The 16,536-nt window shown below is 68.2% G+C and carries 15 protein-coding genes and 1 pseudogene; 6 read left to right on the forward strand and 10 right to left on the reverse strand.

Translation table 11 applies throughout. The features are described 5' to 3' along the window. The first annotated feature begins 19 nt into the window (after positions 1–19). Both M2351_RS13100 and M2351_RS13105 read left to right on the forward strand, forming a co-directional pair. Positions 20–550, forward strand: a complete 531-nt coding sequence (locus M2351_RS13100; protein WP_264656486.1) for a superoxide dismutase family protein — start codon at positions 20–22, stop codon at positions 548–550. Between the two features lie 288 nt (positions 551–838). Beyond that, the gene (locus M2351_RS13105; RefSeq protein WP_264656487.1) at positions 839–2,287 is read left to right on the forward strand and encodes a DEAD/DEAH box helicase; all 1,449 of its coding nucleotides are present in this window, start codon (positions 839–841) and stop codon (positions 2,285–2,287) included. 135 nt (positions 2,288–2,422) lie between these two features. Here the strand turns inward: M2351_RS13105 and gstA are convergent, their stop codons facing one another. The 7 genes and pseudogenes from gstA to M2351_RS45070 form a co-directional block, all read right to left on the reverse strand. After that, complete coding sequence (gene gstA / locus M2351_RS13110; protein WP_264656488.1) at positions 2,423–3,028, reverse strand: glutathione transferase GstA; 606 nt, start codon at positions 3,026–3,028, stop codon at positions 2,423–2,425. Between the two features lie 104 nt (positions 3,029–3,132). Beyond that, the gene (locus tag M2351_RS13115) at positions 3,133–4,203 is read right to left on the reverse strand and encodes a sn-glycerol-3-phosphate import ATP-binding protein UgpC (RefSeq protein ID WP_264656489.1); all 1,071 of its coding nucleotides are present in this window, start codon (positions 4,201–4,203) and stop codon (positions 3,133–3,135) included. Between the two features lie 4 nt (positions 4,204–4,207). Further along, positions 4,208–5,101, reverse strand: a complete 894-nt coding sequence (gene ugpE / locus M2351_RS13120; RefSeq protein WP_264656490.1) for a sn-glycerol-3-phosphate ABC transporter permease UgpE — start codon at positions 5,099–5,101, stop codon at positions 4,208–4,210. Next, complete coding sequence (gene ugpA / locus M2351_RS13125) at positions 5,098–5,982, reverse strand: sn-glycerol-3-phosphate ABC transporter permease UgpA (protein WP_264656491.1); 885 nt, start codon at positions 5,980–5,982, stop codon at positions 5,098–5,100. Before ugpA ends, ugpE begins: the two co-directional genes overlap by 4 nt. A 196-nt stretch (positions 5,983–6,178) precedes the next feature. Then, entirely contained in the window at positions 6,179–7,528 is a 1,350-nt protein-coding gene (ugpB, locus tag M2351_RS13130; protein WP_264656492.1) for a sn-glycerol-3-phosphate ABC transporter substrate-binding protein UgpB, read from the reverse strand. A gap of 310 nt (positions 7,529–7,838) precedes the next feature. Next, positions 7,839–8,231, reverse strand: a complete 393-nt coding sequence (locus M2351_RS13135) for a hypothetical protein (RefSeq protein ID WP_406567382.1) — start codon at positions 8,229–8,231, stop codon at positions 7,839–7,841. Between the two features lie 173 nt (positions 8,232–8,404). Further along, positions 8,405–9,549, reverse strand: a pseudogene (locus M2351_RS45070) (PAS domain-containing sensor histidine kinase). A gap of 195 nt (positions 9,550–9,744) precedes the next feature. On the opposite strand from M2351_RS45070, the gene M2351_RS13150 reads away from it, so the two are divergent. Beyond that, entirely contained in the window at positions 9,745–10,479 is a 735-nt protein-coding gene (locus tag M2351_RS13150; RefSeq protein ID WP_264656494.1) for a M48 family metallopeptidase, read from the forward strand. 105 nt (positions 10,480–10,584) lie between these two features. Further along, positions 10,585–11,790, forward strand: a complete 1,206-nt coding sequence (locus tag M2351_RS13155; protein ID WP_264656495.1) for a multidrug effflux MFS transporter — start codon at positions 10,585–10,587, stop codon at positions 11,788–11,790. Here the strand turns inward: M2351_RS13155 and M2351_RS13160 are convergent, their stop codons facing one another. Next, positions 11,791–12,285, reverse strand: coding sequence for an MgtC/SapB family protein (locus tag M2351_RS13160; RefSeq protein WP_264656496.1), 495 nt, complete (start codon positions 12,283–12,285; stop codon positions 11,791–11,793). Between the two features lie 433 nt (positions 12,286–12,718). On the opposite strand from M2351_RS13160, the gene M2351_RS13165 reads away from it, so the two are divergent. Beyond that, a complete protein-coding gene (locus tag M2351_RS13165; RefSeq protein ID WP_264656497.1) occupies positions 12,719–13,855 on the forward strand; it encodes a type III PLP-dependent enzyme in 1,137 nt (378 codons plus the stop codon). 211 nt (positions 13,856–14,066) lie between these two features. Here the strand turns inward: M2351_RS13165 and M2351_RS13170 are convergent, their stop codons facing one another. Together M2351_RS13170 and M2351_RS13175 are read right to left on the reverse strand one after the other, a co-directional pair. Then, positions 14,067–14,285 (reverse strand): DUF1127 domain-containing protein, encoded by a 219-nt coding sequence (locus M2351_RS13170; protein ID WP_264656498.1) that lies wholly within the window; start codon positions 14,283–14,285, stop codon positions 14,067–14,069. A gap of 254 nt (positions 14,286–14,539) precedes the next feature. After that, positions 14,540–15,703: a pyridoxal phosphate-dependent aminotransferase gene (locus M2351_RS13175; protein ID WP_264656499.1), complete on the reverse strand. Its 1,164-nt coding sequence runs from the start codon at positions 15,701–15,703 to the stop codon at positions 14,540–14,542. 140 nt (positions 15,704–15,843) lie between these two features. On the opposite strand from M2351_RS13175, the gene M2351_RS13180 reads away from it, so the two are divergent. Beyond that, positions 15,844–16,527, forward strand: coding sequence for an HAD family hydrolase (locus tag M2351_RS13180; RefSeq protein ID WP_264656500.1), 684 nt, complete (start codon positions 15,844–15,846; stop codon positions 16,525–16,527). Positions 16,528–16,536: the final 9 nt, after the last annotated feature.

Below are 16,536 nucleotides of genomic sequence, written 5' to 3' on the forward strand. Positions count from 1 at the left end.
AACGGGAGGGACAAGACGCATGAGACGCATGTCACTGGCCGCCGGCGCGGCCTTCATCGCCGTGGCCGCCATTGCCGCGGGGGCCTTCGCACAGGGCCCCGGCCAACCGCAGGCCCAGGCGGCGATGAGCGACGCGCAGGGCAAGGCGCTCGGCACCATCACCCTGACGCAGTTCCCGCAAGGGCTGCTGGTCCACGCCGAGTTGGACGGGCTGAAGCCCGGCTGGCACGCGGTCCACATCCACGAGAACGGCACCTGCACGCCCAGCTTCGCGGCGGCCGGTGGCCACTTCAACCCACACGGCGGCCAGCACGGAATCGATGCCGCGCCGACGCACGCCGGCGACCTGCCGAACTTCTGGGTGGACGAGTCCGGCAAGGGCGGCTTCGAGGCGGTGACCGTCTCCGTCACCCTAAGCGAGGGGCAGGCCAGCCTGTTCAAGCCCGGCGGCACCGCCTTCATCGTGCACGCCCAGCAGGACGACTACGCCAGCGAGCCGGCCGGCAACTCCGGCGACCGCGTGGCCTGCGGCGTGGTCAGCAAGAGCTGACCGCACCCATCCGTCCCGCCGCCCCCTTCCCTAAGGGGAAGGGGGCGGGCGCGACATTTCCTGTCCGAACCGGTCCCAACCGCCTTGTTTGCTTGCCAAATCAGCCCCCACCCCCTATGTGTGGGCGGTCGATTTTGCTTTGGGGTGCCGGATCCCGTTGTCCCGGTGAGGCGCCGTGCGCCATTCCCACGGTGAATTGATGGCTCCGCGCACTCCCGCGGCGGAGCGCCCCAGCCACGCCGCACCCCCGGGTGCAGCCTTAGTTCACGTGACCAGGACCCACCCCGTATGACCGAATTCAGTGGCCTCGGCCTGATCGAGCCCCTTCTGCGCGCCGTCGCGGAGGAGGGCTACCAGACCGCCACGCCGATCCAGGCCGGCGCCATCCCCGTTCTTCTGGAAGGCCGCGACGTGCTCGGCCTCGCCCAGACCGGCACCGGCAAGACCGCCGCCTTCACCCTGCCAATCCTCCAGCGCCTGTTCCAGGCCAAGAAGCGCGTGCAGTCCAAGGCGCCGCGCACGCTGATCCTGACGCCGACCCGCGAGTTGGCCTTGCAGATCGGCGAGAGCTTCCGCACTTACGGCCGGCACCTGCCGCTCCGCCGCACCGTGATCCACGGCGGCGTCGGGCAGAGCCCGCAGGTCGCCGCGCTCGCCCGCGGGACGGAGGTGCTGATCGCCACCCCCGGCCGCCTGCTGGACCTGATGGCCCAGCATCAGTGCGTGCTCGACCAGATCGAGATCTTCGTCCTGGACGAGGCCGACCGCATGCTCGACATGGGCTTCATCCGCGACGTGCGGAAGGTGGTTGCGGCCCTGCCGAAGCAGCGCCAGACCCTGCTGTTCTCCGCCACCATGCCGGACGCCGTCGTCGACCTCGCCCACAGCATCCTGTCCGATCCCACGCGCATCGAGGTCGCCCCGCAGTCCACGACGGTGGAGCGCATCGCCCAGCGCGTGCTGTTCGTGGAGCGCGCCGACAAGCGCCGCCTGCTGGCCGACCTGCTGGCGGACGACGCCATGGAGCGGACCATCGTCTTCGCCCGCACCAAGCACGGCGCCGACCGCATCGCGGAGCATCTGAAGAAGGCCGGCGTCCCGGCCGACGCCATCCACGGCGACAAGTCGCAGTCGGCCCGCGTCCGCGCGCTGGAGTCCTTCCGCGGCGGCGAGCTGAAGGCGCTGGTGGCGACGGACATCGCGGCGCGCGGCATCGACATCGACGGCATCACACACGTCATCAACTTCGACCTGCCGAACGAGCCGGAAAGCTACGTCCACCGCATCGGCCGCACGGCCCGCGCGGGCACCGACGGCAGCGCCGTGTCCTTCTGCGACGCGGAGGAGGTGGCCTACCTGAAGGCCATCGAGAAGACCATCCGCCAGCCGGTCCCGACCGACCACGACCATCCCTACCACGCGGCCGTGGTGGCGGCGCTGCACGCCTCCTCCGCCAAGCCGCCGAAGCCGGCCCCCAAGCCGCAGCGGCCGCCGCGCTCGCAGGAAGGTCGTGGGCCGGAGAATCGTGGGTCAGGCAACCGTCCGCAGCAGGCGCAGGGTGGCGGGAAGCCTGCCGCTGCCAAGCCCCAGGCGACCAAACCGCAGGGCATCGCCGGTGGCGACCAGCCGCTGAAGGCGAAGTCCTCCGCCAACCAGCAGAACCGCCACAACCGCCGGCCGGCCCCGCACGGGAGCGCCCGCGGCGGGAACACGGGCGGTGGGCGTTCGGCGGCGTAAAGGCCTCCGTTTGCCCCCACCCTAACCCTCCCCCGCTTCGCAGGGGAGGGGACTGCCGCCGGATTTTAGCGAAGGTCCTGTCTCCCTCCCCTGCGAAGCGGGGGAGGGTCGGGGTGGGGGCAACGCGCTGCCCCCCTACGCAATCCCCTCCGCCACCAGCGCCGCGGCCACGGCCGGACGCTCGGCCACACGCGCCATGTAGGCGGTGATGTTCGGGTAGCCGTCCAGCGGCAGGCCGACGCGCGGTGCCCAGCGCAGGACTGTGAAGCAATAGGCGTCGGCCACCGTGAAGCGGTCGCCCGTCAGGTAGTCCTTGCCGGCGAGCCCGGCCTCCACCACCGCGAACTTGGTCGTCAGCGTCTGCTTGACGATGTCCTTGAACGCGTCCGGAGTGTTCGGGCGGAACAGCGGGCTGAAGGTCTTGTGCAGTTCCGTCCCGACGAAGTTCAGCCACTCCAGCACGCGGTAGCGCTCCAGCGAGCCGACGGGCGGCAGCAGGCCGCTGTCCGGCGCACGGTCGGCGACGTACTGCACGATCGCCGCGCCTTCGGTCAGGATGCCGCCCTCGTCGAGCGCCAGCGTCGGCACCTGACCCTTCGGGTTGACGGTCAGGAAATCGGCGCCATCTTCCAGTTTCTTGGCGGCGAGATCGACGGCCGCGATGTCGAAGGCCAGGCCGCTCTCGCGCAGGACGATGTGCGGCGACAGCGAGCAGGCGCCCGGCTTCAGGTAGAGCTTCATGGCGTTTCTTGTCCCTTGGTTCCGCGGAAAATAACGGATCGATAGAGGTACACGAGGCGGCGGCGAATGCAACAGCGCCGCCCCGGCCCCTCAATCCGGCAATTTCAATCCGGCAGGCGCCGGCCCGTCTCCGCGTCGAACAGGTGCAGGGCGGCGGGCGGCGCGTCCAGGCGCAGCGTTTCGCCCTCGCGGCAGGTGGGCAGGCCGTTGACGCGGACTACCAGGGGCTCGCCGTCCGGCAGCCGACCGTAGATCACCGTGTCGGCGCCCAGAGCCTCCACAAGCTCCACCATCACAACCAGAGCGCCGTCGGAAGCGGCCACCAGATGCTCCGGCCGCACCCCCAGCTTCACCGGACGGCCGGCGAGGTCCGTGCGCGGCGCGGGCAGCGCGAAGGCGGCGCCACCGGACAGGGCGACGCCCCGGCCGTCCGCGCCGACGCGGGCGTCCAGCACGTTCATCGGCGGGGAACCGATGAAGCCGGCGACGAACAGGCTGGCCGGGCGCTGGTAGACCTCCAGCGGCGTGCCGATCTGCTCCGCCACGCCGTGGTTCATGACCAGGATGCGGTCGGCGAGCGTCATCGCCTCCACCTGGTCGTGGGTGACGTACAGGCTGGTGATGCCCAGCCGGTCCTGGAGGCGCTTGATCTCCACGCGCATCTGGGTGCGCAGCTTGGCGTCCAGATTCGACAGCGGCTCGTCAAACAGGAAGGCGGCGGGCTCGCGCACGATGGCGCGGCCCATGGCGACGCGCTGGCGCTGGCCGCCCGACAACTGGCTCGGCCGGCGGTCGAGGAAGCGGCCGAGTTCCAGGATCTCCGCCGCCTTGGCGACGCGCGCCTGGATGTCGGACTTCGGCAGGCCGCGGATCTTCAGCCCGTAGGCCATGTTGTCGAACACGCTCATGTGCGGGTAGAGCGCGTAGTTCTGGAACACCATGGCGATGTCGCGGTCCTTGGGCTCCAGCCCGTTGACCACGCGCCCGCCGATGGCGATCTCGCCGCCGGTGATGCTTTCCAGCCCGGCGACCATGCGCAGCAGCGTGGACTTGCCGCAGCCCGACGGGCCCAGCAGCACCAGGAACTCCCCGTCCGCGATTGCGATGTCGATGCCCTTGATGGCCTCGACGGACCCATAGGACTTGCGGACCCGATTCAGATCGACCGTTGCCATGTTCTTATTTCTCGCTGTCCACAAGGCCTTTGACGAACCACCGCTGCATCAGCACGACCACCGCCACCGGCGGCAGCATGGCGAGCACCGTGGTGGCCATGATCACGTTCCAGTCGGTCGCGGCCTCGCCGTTGCCGATCATCTTGGTGATTCCGATGACCACGGTTTCCATGTCGGCGCTGTTGGTGACCAGAAGCGGCCACAGATACTGGTTCCAGCCGTAGATGAAGAGGATGACGAAGAGGGCCGCGATGTTCGTGCGCGACAGCGGCAGCACCACGTCGACGAAGAAGCGCACCGCCCCCGCCCCGTCGATCTTCGCGGCCTCCACCAGCTCGTCCGGGATGGTCAGGAAGAACTGCCGGAACAGAAGCGTCGCCGTGGCCGACGCGATCAGCGGAATTGTCAGGCCGGCGTAGGTGTCGATCAGGCCCAGGTTCGCCACGACCTCGTAAGTCGGGATGATGCGGACCTCCACCGGCAGCATCAGCGTGATGAAGATCAGCCAGAAGAAGACCATCCGCAGCGGAAAGCGGAAGAAGGCCACCGCGTAGGCCGACAGGATGGAGATGGCGATCTTGCCCAGCGCGATGACCAGCGCCATGACCAGGCTGTTCCACATCATGATCCGCACGCGCGTGTGCAGGATGCGGGTGCCCTGGGTCTCGTTCCACGCGGCGTTGTAGTTGGTCAGCAGTTCGCCGCCCGGCGTCAGCGGCAGGTTGCCGCGCCCGATGGTGGCGGCGTCCCAGGTGGAGCCGATCAGCGTCATGTAGATCGGGAAGGCAAAGACCAGCACGCCCAGGATCAGGATCGCGTGGGGAAGCAGATTTGCCAGCGCCCCACTGGACGTGCGTTCGCCGGAATTGCGTTCGCCGGAATTGCGTTTGGGCGTCATGAGTAATGCACCTTGCGCTCGACGAAGCGGAACTGGATGGCGGTCAGGCCGATGACGATGACCATCAGGATCACCGACTGCGCCGACGACGCGCCCAGGTCGTGGTTGACCACGCCGTCCTGGTAGACGCGGAAGATCAGCGTCTCCGTCGCCTTGCCGGGGCCGCCGTGGGTCAGAGCGTGGATCGTGCCGAACGTCTCGAAGAAGGCGTAGACGATGTTCACCACCAGCAGGAAGAAGGTGGTCGGCGACAGAAGCGGGAAGATGATCGTCCAGAAGCGCCGCGACGCGCTCGCCCCGTCGATGCTCGCCGCCTCCAGGACGGAGCGCGGGATGGCCTGCAAGCCGGCCAGGAAGAAGATGAAGTTGTAGGAGACCTGCTTCCAGCTCGCCGCCAGGACGACCATGGTCAGCGCCTGCGTGTCGTTCAGCCGATAATCCCAGGCATAGCCGAGGTTGTTCAGCGCGCGGCCCAGCACGCCGATCTCCGGGTTGAAGATGAACATCCACAGCACCGCCGCCACGGCTGGCGCCAGCGCGTAGGGCCAGATCAACAGCGTCTTGTAGGCGCCCGCACCCTTGATCTTTGAGTCCGCGAGCACCGCCAGCAGCAGGGCCGCCCCCAGCGACAGCAGGGTCACCGCCGCGCAGAAGATCACGGTGATCCACAGTGTGTCGAGATAGTTCGGGTCGGTCAGCACCGCCTCGAAATTCTCGAACCAGACGAACTGGGCGCGCAGGCCGAAGGCATCCTGGAGGTGGACCGACTGCCAGATCGCCTGGGCCGCCGGCCAAATGAAGAAGATCAACGTCACCGCCACCTGCGGCGTCAGCAGCAGGTACGGCAACGCCTTGTTGTCGAAGATGACGCGACGTTGCATGGAATCCTCAAATCTTCCTCCCCCGCCTCTCGCGCTGGCGAAGCCAGCGCTGACGGCGTCAGGCGGCCTATGGCCGCCGAGAGCCCGGGGGAGGGTCGGGGTGGGGGTCGACCAAGGATCGAGGCGTGATCCTTGTGCGACCCTCACCCGACGCCTTCGGCGTCACCCTCTCCCGGGGCGGGAGAGGGTTGATTGATCAACCCTTGTTGGCGCGTTCGAAGTTGCGCAGCACGGTGTTGCCGCGCTTCACCGCGCTGTCGAGCGCCTGCTGGGCGGTCTGCTGGCCCTGGAAGGCCTTTTCCATCTCTTCCTGGATGATGTTGCGGATCTCCGGCAAGTTGCCGAGCCGCAGGCCCATGGTGTTTTCCGTGGTGGCCGTGCGGGTCAGCTGCTGCGCGGGCACGTCGGCGCCGGGGTTCTTCTCATAGAAGCCGGCCTGCTTGGCCGCTTCGAAGCCCTTCAAGGTGACCGGGACGTAGCCGGTGTCCATGTGCCACTTGGCGTCGACCTCGGGCTTGGCCATGTAGGCGAAGAAGTCGGCCACGGCCTTGTACTCGGCCGCGGTGCGCTTGGGCGAGGTCATCACCCAGAAGGCGGCGCCGCCGATGATGGAGTTCTTCGGGCTGTCCACCGCGTCCGGCCAGTAGGGCAGCGGGGCGGCCCCCCACGCGAATTTCGCCTCCTTCACGATGCGCGCGCGCAGGCCGGAGGAGGCCTGGATGATGGCGCACTCGCCCGCCGGGAACAGCGGGTCGGGGGCGTTGTCGCGGCCGGAGTAGCGGATCAGCCCTTCCTTCTGCAGGTCCATCAGCGTCTGGAGATGCTTCACGAAGAACGGGTCATTGATCTTCAGTTCGGCGTTCAGCCCGCCGAAGCCGTTGGCCTGGGTGGCGAAGGGCTTGTTGTGGATGGCGCCCAGCTGTTCGAACTGCGTCCAGGTCGGCCAGGAGAAGGTCATCGGGCAGGCGACGCCTGCGGCCTTCAGCTTGCGCACCGCCTCGATGGTCTCCGGCCAGGTGGCCGGGGCCTTGTTCGGGTCCAGGCCGGCCTTCTGGAAGGCGTCCTTGTTGTAGAAGGTGATGGTGGTGGAGCTGTTGAACGGCAGCGCCATCATCTTGCCGTCCTTCGACGAGTAGTAGCCGCGCACCGCCGGGATGTAGCCCTCGGCGTCGAACGCGGTGCCCGTCTCGCTCATCAGCTGGTGCACCGGCTTCACCGCCGGGCCGGCGGCCAGCATGGTGGCGGTGCCGACCTCGAACATCTGGACGACGTGCGGGGCGTTGCCGGCGCGGAAAGCGGCGATGGCCGCCTGCATCGTCTCCGGGTAGTTGCCCTTGAAGCTGGGGTTGACCTGGACCTTGTCCTGGCTGTCGTTGAAGCCCTTCACCACCTGCTCCAGCTGGCCGCCGAGCGGCTGCGGGAGGCCGTGCCAGAACTCGATGACGGTCTTCTGCTGGGCGAAGGCAGCGCCGGAGAGTCCGGCGGAAAGGGCGAAGGCTGCCGTTGCTAGGGCCGTCGATACGGCGAGCGTGCGGCGGGTCAGCATGATGGTCTCTCCCTGTGCCGGTCGGTCAGAACCGGTCGTTTGCGTGGATTTGTTTGGAATGCAGGGCGCGGGTTGCCGTCCCGCGTCGGTCTCTTGAAGATTTTATGACGACGGACGATTCGCGGCGGCGCCAAAGCGCAATGCGCGCAGGATGGTCGAGCGCGGCACGCCTTGATTGCAGGCGCAGACGCGACGGCGTGGCGCCGCTCCGGCGACTCTGTTCGGCATCGTTAATCCCTCCCCGACTTTGTACTTCTTTTTCCGAACAGCCTTAGGGAGGGAGCCACGGCCTGTCAATCAGCCGTGGGGCCTAACGCCGCTGCTCCACCCGCACATCCGACCCGAGAGCCGAGTCGCCGCCGCAGAGAATCCCGGACAGCGACGACAGGCGGTCGCCCGCCAGCGGCGCGGACCGGACCGTGCAGAAATAGCGGGGCGTTGTCGCCAAAATGAGGGGGGCCGTCGGCGCCGCGACCGGCGGGGCCGGATAGACGGCGACGGGCGGCGGGCAGTAGGCGGGATAGGGGCCGGGGTTGTAGCCGGGGGTCAGAAGGTCGACGCCGAATTTGTACCCGAAAACGCAGCCGCGCCCTTCGTCATCGAGATAGGTCGCGTTCGCGGACGTCCCCGCGCACAGCAGGCCGGCGGCCAGCGCCGCGCCGCCCCAACGCAAGCCCCAATCCCTTGTCGTCACCCGGACCATGTGCCCCTCCCATCGGAAGCCGCGACACGGCGCGCGGGCGCCGGGGTCCGGAGGAACCCTGGCCTCCTGCATGGAATATGGAGGCGGAGCACCGGTGCGGCGTGGCGCGGATGGGCGATGGCGCCGGCGCAAGCGTGGGCGTGACTACCCTGCGCGAACGGGGATTTGGGACATCAGGCCGCCGGGATTTCAGGCGTCTTGGCCTCGCCCACCACGTGGCCCGCTTGATCCTGGCCGGCGAACGGGATGTTGACCGCGAAGACGGAGCCCTTGCCCGGCCGGGAGCGCAGCGTGACGGGCAGCCCCAGCAACTCCGACAGGCGCCGCGCGATGGCGAGCCCCAGCCCCAGCCCCTGCTTGCGATCGCGGTTGGTGGCGCCGAGCTGGCGGAAATCCTCGAAGACCGCCGCTTGGTCGGCCGGGCGATGCCGATGCCGGTGTCCCACACCTCCAGCCGCAGGCCGTCGCCGCGGCGGCGCGCGGCCAGCAGCACCCCGCCCTTTTCGGTGTAGCGCAGGGCGTTGGACAGCAGCGGGCGGAGCAGCCGTTCCAACAGGACGGGGTCGGTCGCCACCTCCGCCTCCGCCGGGCGGACGTTGAAGCGCAGGCCCTTGGCCTCCGCCTCCGGCGCGAATTCCTGGAGCAGGCGGCCCAGCGTCTCGTCGATCGGGAAGACCTGCGGCTGCACCTTGACCGTGCCAGCTTCCAGCGCGGAAACCTCCAGCAAGGCGCGCAGCAGGGTCTCGCCCCCCGTGATGGCCTGCTCCAGCTTGTCACCCAGATCGCGCGAGGCCGGATCGGTCAGGCGGCCCATCAGCAGATGGTGGAACAGGTGCATCGCCTGGAAGGGCTGGCGCAGGTCGTGGCTGGCCGCCGACAGGAAGCGGGCGCTGCCCGCCTGCACCTTCTCAAGATCGGCGCGGGCCCGGGCGGCCTCGGCGCGCGCGCGCTCCGCCTCCGCCCGCGCGGCGGCCAAAGCCGCGGCGTTCACGTCGCCAATGGCGGCGATGGCGGTGACCGCGCCGTCGGCGTCGCGCACGGGGGTCAGCATCACCTCCCCCTGCGGCAGCACGCCCTGGATGGTGAGCGGGTTGCCCGTGGCGGCCACGCGGCGCAACTGGGCCGTGATCTGTGGGACGAGCGCCGCCGGAATGCCCAGCGCGTCCAGCCCCTTGCCTTCCACATCGTCCGGCAGGCATCCGAAAGCGGCGGCAAACGCCGTGTTGACCACGAGCAGTCGTCCATCCGGCGCAAGCAGAGCGTGACCGACGCCATTGGCCGAAACCAAGGCCTCAAGCCAAGCCATACGGTCGGACATATGACCTTCGTCGATGGACTTCTGGATGTACTCGGACACGACTTCACCAAACCGCTCGGGGTAAGAAAGCTTTATCTTGCGACTTGACGCCGGAGTCAAATGTCACATGCCAAGCTCAGTTGAGACAAAATCCGTTCGAATCCGCAACGGTGCCGATCCGTTGGCCTCCGCGCGGCCGGCGGTCTATAAAGGGGGATGATCTTTCGTCGCACCCCCAGCCCCTCCCGCCCGAAAGCAAAGGCGCCCCGCGCGCTGGCCGTGGCCGGCCTGCCCGTCCCGCTGGAACTGCGGGAGAGCGCGCGGGCGCGGCGCATGACCCTGCGGGTGGATGCCGGGCGCGGGCTGATCCAAGTGGTGATCCCCGTCGGCGTGTCGGAAACGGAGGCGCTGCGCTTCGTCGGACGGCACGATGGCTGGGTGCGGGCGCGCTTGGCGGCGCTGCCGCCGCAGTTGCCCTTCAGCGACGGGGCGATCGTCCCCTACCTCGGCGTCGACCATGTGATCCGCCACGCCCCCGACCTGCGCGGCGCCACCCGGCGGGAGGATGGCGTTATCGTGGTGGGCGGCCAAGTGGAGCATGTCGCCCGCCGCGTGCGCGACTTCCTGATGGCCGAGGCGCGGCGGGAGCTGGCGGAGCGGTCGCGCGCCAAGGCCGCGCTGATTGGCGCGCGGGTCGCGGCGGTGACCGTGCGCGACACCAAGAGCCGCTGGGGCAGCTGTTCCGCCACCGGGCGCCTGTCCTTCTCCTGGCGGCTGATCCTGACACCGGAGGCGGTGCTGGACTATGTGGTCGGGCACGAGGTGGCGCACCTGCGGGAAATGAACCACTCCCCCCGCTTCTGGGCGTTGTGCGCGCAGCTGACCGCAGACGTGAAGGCGCCACGCGCTTGGCTGAAGACCAACGGCGCCCGGCTGCTGCGCTACGGGTGAGGACATTGGTTTCAAGCGCAATGGCTGCGTTGCCGAAACAATGGGTCGGGACGTCCGCCCGCATCTGCTAAGGTGCCGCCCCCGCCGCACCCGAAGCGATCCCCGATGCCGCCGACACCCCGACCCGACTCGCTCGCCATTCGCGTGCTGCTGACCGCGCTCGTCGCCTTCGGCCCGCTCTCCACCGACCTCTACCTGCCCTCCCTGCCGACGTTGGTGACGGTGTTCGGGACGGACATCGCCACGGTGCAGCTGACCCTGTCGGTCTTCCTGGCCGGCTTCGCGGTGTCGCAGCTGGTCTATGGGCCGGTGTCCGACCGGTTCGGGCGGCGGCCGGCGCTGCTGGGCGGCATCGCCATCTATCTGGTGGCGAGTGCGGCCTGCGCGCTGACCAACGACGTCGGCGGACTGATCGTCGCACGCTTCTTCCAGGCGTTGGGCGCCTGCTGCGGACCGGTGGTGGCGCGGGCGGTGGTGCGCGACGTGTTCGGGCGCGACCGGGCGGCGACCGTGCTGGCCTACATGGCGATGGCCATGACGCTGGCCCCGGCCATCGGCCCGGTGCTGGGCGGCGTGATCACGGAGCTGTTCGGCTGGCGCGGCAACTTCCTGCTGCTGACCGTCTTTGCCGGGGGCATCCTGGCGGCGACGCACGTCCTGCTGGGCGAGACCAACGCGCACCGCGACGAGGAGGCCCTGAAGCCCGGCCGGCTTGTCGCCAACTACATCCTGCTGCTGCGCGACCGCGCGTTCCTCGGCCAGATGTTGACGGTCGCCTTCGCCTACAGCGGCATCTTCTCCTTCATCTCCGGCTCCAGCTTCGTGCTGATCGGCCGGCTGCATTTGACCCCGGCGCAGTACGGGGCGAGTTTCGGAGTCGTGGTGCTGGGCTACACGCTGGGCTCCTTCTTCGCCGGGCGCATGAGCCAGCGCATGGGCGGCCCCTGGATGATCCGCACCGGCACCGCGGTGTCGTTGGCCGGCGGGCTGCTGGGCGTAGCGCTGGCTCTGGCCGGCGTGCCGCACCTGACGGCGATCGTGGCGCCGGTCTTCCTGTTCATGGTCGGGGCCGGGCTGACCCTGCCCAACGCCATGGCCGCCGCGGTCGGCCCCTACCCGATGATGGCCGGCCTCGCCTCCTCGCTGGTGGGCTTCACGCAGATGTCGGTCGCAGCACTGGTCGGCGTGGCCGTGGGGCATCTGCACGGCGGCACGCAGTTGCCCATGATGGGAGCCATCGGGCTGGTCGCGCTGGGCTCCGCGCTGTCCCACCGCCTGCTGGCGCAACGGCCGCCGGCAACGCGCCGCTGATCAATCCTCGGATGGGGCTTCCGATCGGGCCTCGGCTCTGGCGGCGCCGGGCATCCGGCGCATGGCGTAGGTGAACAGCACGGTCACCAGCAGGCAAAGCGCCGTCGCCATCCCCGCCAGGACGTAGAAGCCCGCACCGCAGGCGATCCCCAGCGCGCCGGCCATCCAGATGACCGCCGCGGTGGTGGCCCCGTGGACCGATGCGCCGGCGCGGAACATGACCCCGGCGCTGATGAAACCGACCGCCTGGGCCACGCCTTGGATGACGCGGGTCGGGTCCATCCGGCCGACATCCCCGTCGCGGGCGAGGTCCCAATACAGCTCCAGCGCCACCAGCGTGGTGAGCGCCGAGCTGATGGCGACCAGCGTGTTCGTGCGCAGGCCGGCGGCCTTGCCGCGCATCTCCCGGTCCAAGCCGAGCGCCGCCCCGCAGACCGCCGCAGCGCACAGCCGCAACGCCATGTCCCCAACCGGGATAGCGGTATTCAAGTCCATGATTTGTCTCCGCTTTTTTGTTCCGGCCGAGGGACTGACACTTTTTTGCGGCGTGGATAATTTTTCACTTTAAAAGGCCGGCTATTGGATCTATGTAACCGCAACTCGCAAGCGCACGTGCCGCTGGCCCGCCCTCGTCTTTTCGAGATGTGGTTATGCAACGACGTAACGCGTGATCCCCGACCGTCCCTTAAGCAAGGCGGCGACTTGGAGGTTACGATGGTTCATGTTGTTGTGGGTGGGCACCGGCTCACCCGTTATCGAACACTCCCCGCCCGGACACTCCTGTCACACGCAGGCAAGGTCAATCGGCAGTCCAGTATGGGCGGCCTGAACGCCTGACCCTTTTCCTGGTCAGTAGCGCTCGGCCGTTCCGCCCCCGACTACCTCACAATTCGTCCTGACACCTTCATCTTGCGTCCGGGAGACTGAGATGACCGATAAGATTGCGCGCTTTTTCGAAGAGCAGCGCCCGCAGACGCCTTGCCTCGTCGTCGACCTGGACGTGGTCGAAGCCAACTACCACGACCTGGAGGAAGCCCTCCCGGACGCGAAGATCTTCTACGCCGTGAAGGCCAATCCGGCGCCGGAGATCCTGGGGCTGCTGAACCGCCTGGGTTCGGCCTTCGACACCGCCAGCGTGCCGGAAATCCAGATGGTGCTCGCCGCCGGCTGCACGCCGGAGCGCATCTCCTACGGCAACACGATCAAGAAGGAATCGGACATCCGCCGCGCCTATGAGCTGGGCGTGCGGCTGTTCGCCTTCGACAGCGCCGAGGAACTGGACAAGATCGCCCGCGCCGCCCCCGGCTCCCGCGTGTTCTGCCGCATCCTGACCTCCGGCGAGGGTGCGGAGTGGCCGCTGTCGCGCAAGTTCGGCTGCGACCTCGCCATGGCGCGGGAGCTGCTGCTGAAGGCCCGCGACATGGACGTCGTGCCCTACGGCGTGTCGTTCCACGTCGGCTCGCAGCAGAAGGACCTGACGCAGTGGGACCACGCCATCTTCCAGGTGGCGCAGCTGTTCCGCGAGCTTGAGGTGCTGGGCGTCGACCTCGGCATGATCAACCTGGGCGGCGGCTTCCCGACCCGCTACCGCACCGACGTGCCGCAGACCACCGCCTATGGCCAGGCGATCTTCGACAGCCTGCGCACCCACTTCGGCAACCGCCTGCCGGAAGCCATCGTGGAGCCGGGCCGCAGCATGGTCGGCAACGCCGGCATCATCGAGAGCGAGGTCGTGCTCGTCTCCCGCAAGTCGGCCAACGACCTGAAGCGCTGGGTCTACCTGGACATCGGCAAGTTCAGCGGTCTCGCCGAGACGATGGACGAGGCGATCCAGTACCCGATCCAGGTCATGGGCGACGATGGTGAAGGCGATACGGAAGCGGTCGTGCTGGCCGGACCGACCTGCGACAGCGCCGACGTGCTGTACGAGCGCGCCGAGTACAAGCTGCCGCTGGACCTGAAGCCCGGCGACCGCGTGCGCATCCACGCCACCGGCGCCTACACGACGACCTACTCGGCCGTCTGCTTCAATGGCTTCGCGCCGCTCCAGCAGATCTGCATCTGACCCAGGGCAAAGCCTGAACGACAAAAGGCCCCTCTCCTTCGGGAGTGGGGCCTTTTTCTTTTCACCACCAAGGCACCAAGGGCCCACGCCGTACCGGGCGCGAGGGTCCTTGGTGTCTTGGTACCTTGGTGGTGAAATTACCCAAAAACAAAAAGGGCCGCTTCCTTGACGGAAGCGGCCCTTTTTTCCGGGTCAAGCGATCCGGAAGGCATCACGCCTTCCAGAACGGCTTGTTGACCTCGTAGTCGACTTCGAGCTGGTTGATGCCGATGTCGTGCAGCATGCGGTCATCGAGACGAGCCAGTTCGCGACGGGTGAGAATCCGCTGCCGCCAAAGGGCGAACGTGTCCAGAACGGTGTCCAGCACATGCGCCACCGGAGCAGCCTGATTGCTGCGGCCAACGGTGGCCGAACGCAGAGCCAATGCCATGGTGGTTCTTCCTGTTTGAAAGGTGGCCCGAGGGGGCCCTGCCGGTACCAGCCGCCACGCCCTCGGTTCGTGAGAAAGAATATTGCTCATCATACGTGAACCCACCACCGCCAAGTCCGTATGCGAGCTGTGTGCTTTCTCGATAGCTGTCGTAGGAATATCACCGATGCACGTTCCGCGGGCCTTTTGTCCATTTTTTAGGCGCCACAAATTGTGCACCACACCAACAAATTGGCCCACGAACGGATTTTTCCTCAACCCAAAACGCGCGCCAAGCGGGCCATGGCCTCCTCCAGCTTGTCGAGCCGGCTGGCGTAGCAGAGACGCAAAGCACCCTCCCCGCCCTGCCCGAACGCCGCCCCCGGGGCGAGCCCGACCAGCGCCTCGTCGATGATGCGGGTGGCCAGCGCCACGCTGTCCGTTTCCCCCTCCACCTGGAAAAAGGCGTAGAAGGCGCCGGGTGCCGGCTGGACGCGCACGCGTGGGAAAGCGGCCAGCGCGCCGCAGACGAGGTCGCGCGCCTTGCGGCAGCGCTCTACCGTCTCGGCCACCCAGGGCTCCCCTTGCTCGATGGCGGCGAGGCCGGCCATTTGGATGAAGCCCGGCGTGCCGGAGGTGGAGAACTGCACGAGGTTCTCCAGCACCGGCCCCAGGCCCGTCGGCGTCACCATCCAGCCGAGCCGCCAGCCGGTCATCGCCCAGTTCTTGGAGAAGCTGTTGACGACGATCAGCTTGTCCTCGGGCTCCGCCACCTCCAGGAAGGAGGGTGCGGCGGTGCGGCCGTCGTAGACGAGTCGGGCGTAGACCTCGTCGGAGATGACCCACAGCCCGCGCTCCCGCGCGAAGGCCATGACGCGGGCCATGTCGTCACGCGGCATGATCCAGCCGGTGGGATTGCCGGGGGAGTTGACGAAGATGGCCCTGGTCCGCGGCCCGCAGGCGGCGAACAGCCGCTCCAGGTCCAACGTCCAGCCCTGGTTGCCGAGCGTCATCGGCACCTCCACCGGCACGCCGCCCTGGACGCGCACCGCGGCCATGACGTTGGGCCAGACGGGGCTGACGACCGCGACCTCGTCGCCGGGATCGACCAGCATCTGCATGGCGTTCATGATCGCCGCCATGCCGGAGGTGGTGACGGTGATGCGGTCCACCGGCACCGGGACCCTGTGCACCCGCTCCAGATAGGCCGACAGCACCTCGCGCAGCGGCGGCAGGCCACGCTGGTAGGTGTAGAAGACGTGGCCATCGCGGATGGCGCGGTCCGCCGCCTCGCGTATGAAGTCCGGGGTGGGGAGGTCGCCTTCGCCGAACCACAGCGGGATCAGCCCATCGCGCCCGCGCCCGTGGTTCGCCACCGTCACGATGGCGCTGGCCGGCAGAGCCTGGATCCCCGGCCGGATGTCGAACTCCGCAACCATGTCCCACCCTCGCGATCTTTCGTTGCGGGGCCAGTCTATGCGATCTCAGAACCGTCCGCGAGACGAACGGCCGCTGGACACGGACGCGCGGCCGTCATACCTCTGGTCCCCACCATCCGCAGGGGAACAGGACTTCCACCATGATCGACACCATTGCGTTCGATGGCGACGACACGCTGTGGCACAACGAGTCCCTGTTCTCCATGACGCAGGAACGCTTCCGCGCCCTGCTCGCGCACGCTGCGGACCCGGCGGACATCGACCGGCGGCTGCTGGCGGCGGAGCGGGCGAACCTGCGCGTCTACGGCTACGGCATCAAGGGCTTCGTCCTGTCGATGATCGAGACGGCAGTCGACCTGACGGACGGGCGCATCGCCGGGCGCGACATCCAGACCCTGATCGATTTCGGCAAGGCCATGCTGGACCACCCCGTCGATCTGCTGGACGGCGTGGCGGAGGTGGTGGAGGCGCTGTCCGGCCGCTACCGCCTGCTGCTGATCACCAAGGGCGACCTGTTCGACCAGGAGAGCAAGATCGCCCGATCCGGCCTCGCCGAGCGCTTCAACGCCGTGGAGATCGTCAGCGAGAAGGACCCGGACACCTACCGCCGCGTGCTCGACCGGCACGGGGTGGAGCCGGGGCGCTTCGTCATGGTCGGCAATTCGGTGCGGTCAGACATCCTGCCGGTGCTGGCCGCCGGCGGCCACGCCGTTCATGTGCCCTACGCCATCACCTGGGCGCACGAGGAGGCCGCCCCACCCACCGAGAATTACCGCCGTATCGACACGGTGCGCGACCTGCCGCCCCTGCTGAACGCCTGGTGAGGAGCATGG

This window comes from Azospirillum canadense (genome assembly GCF_025961225.1).
Lineage (GTDB): Bacteria > Pseudomonadota > Alphaproteobacteria > Azospirillales > Azospirillaceae > Azospirillum > Azospirillum canadense.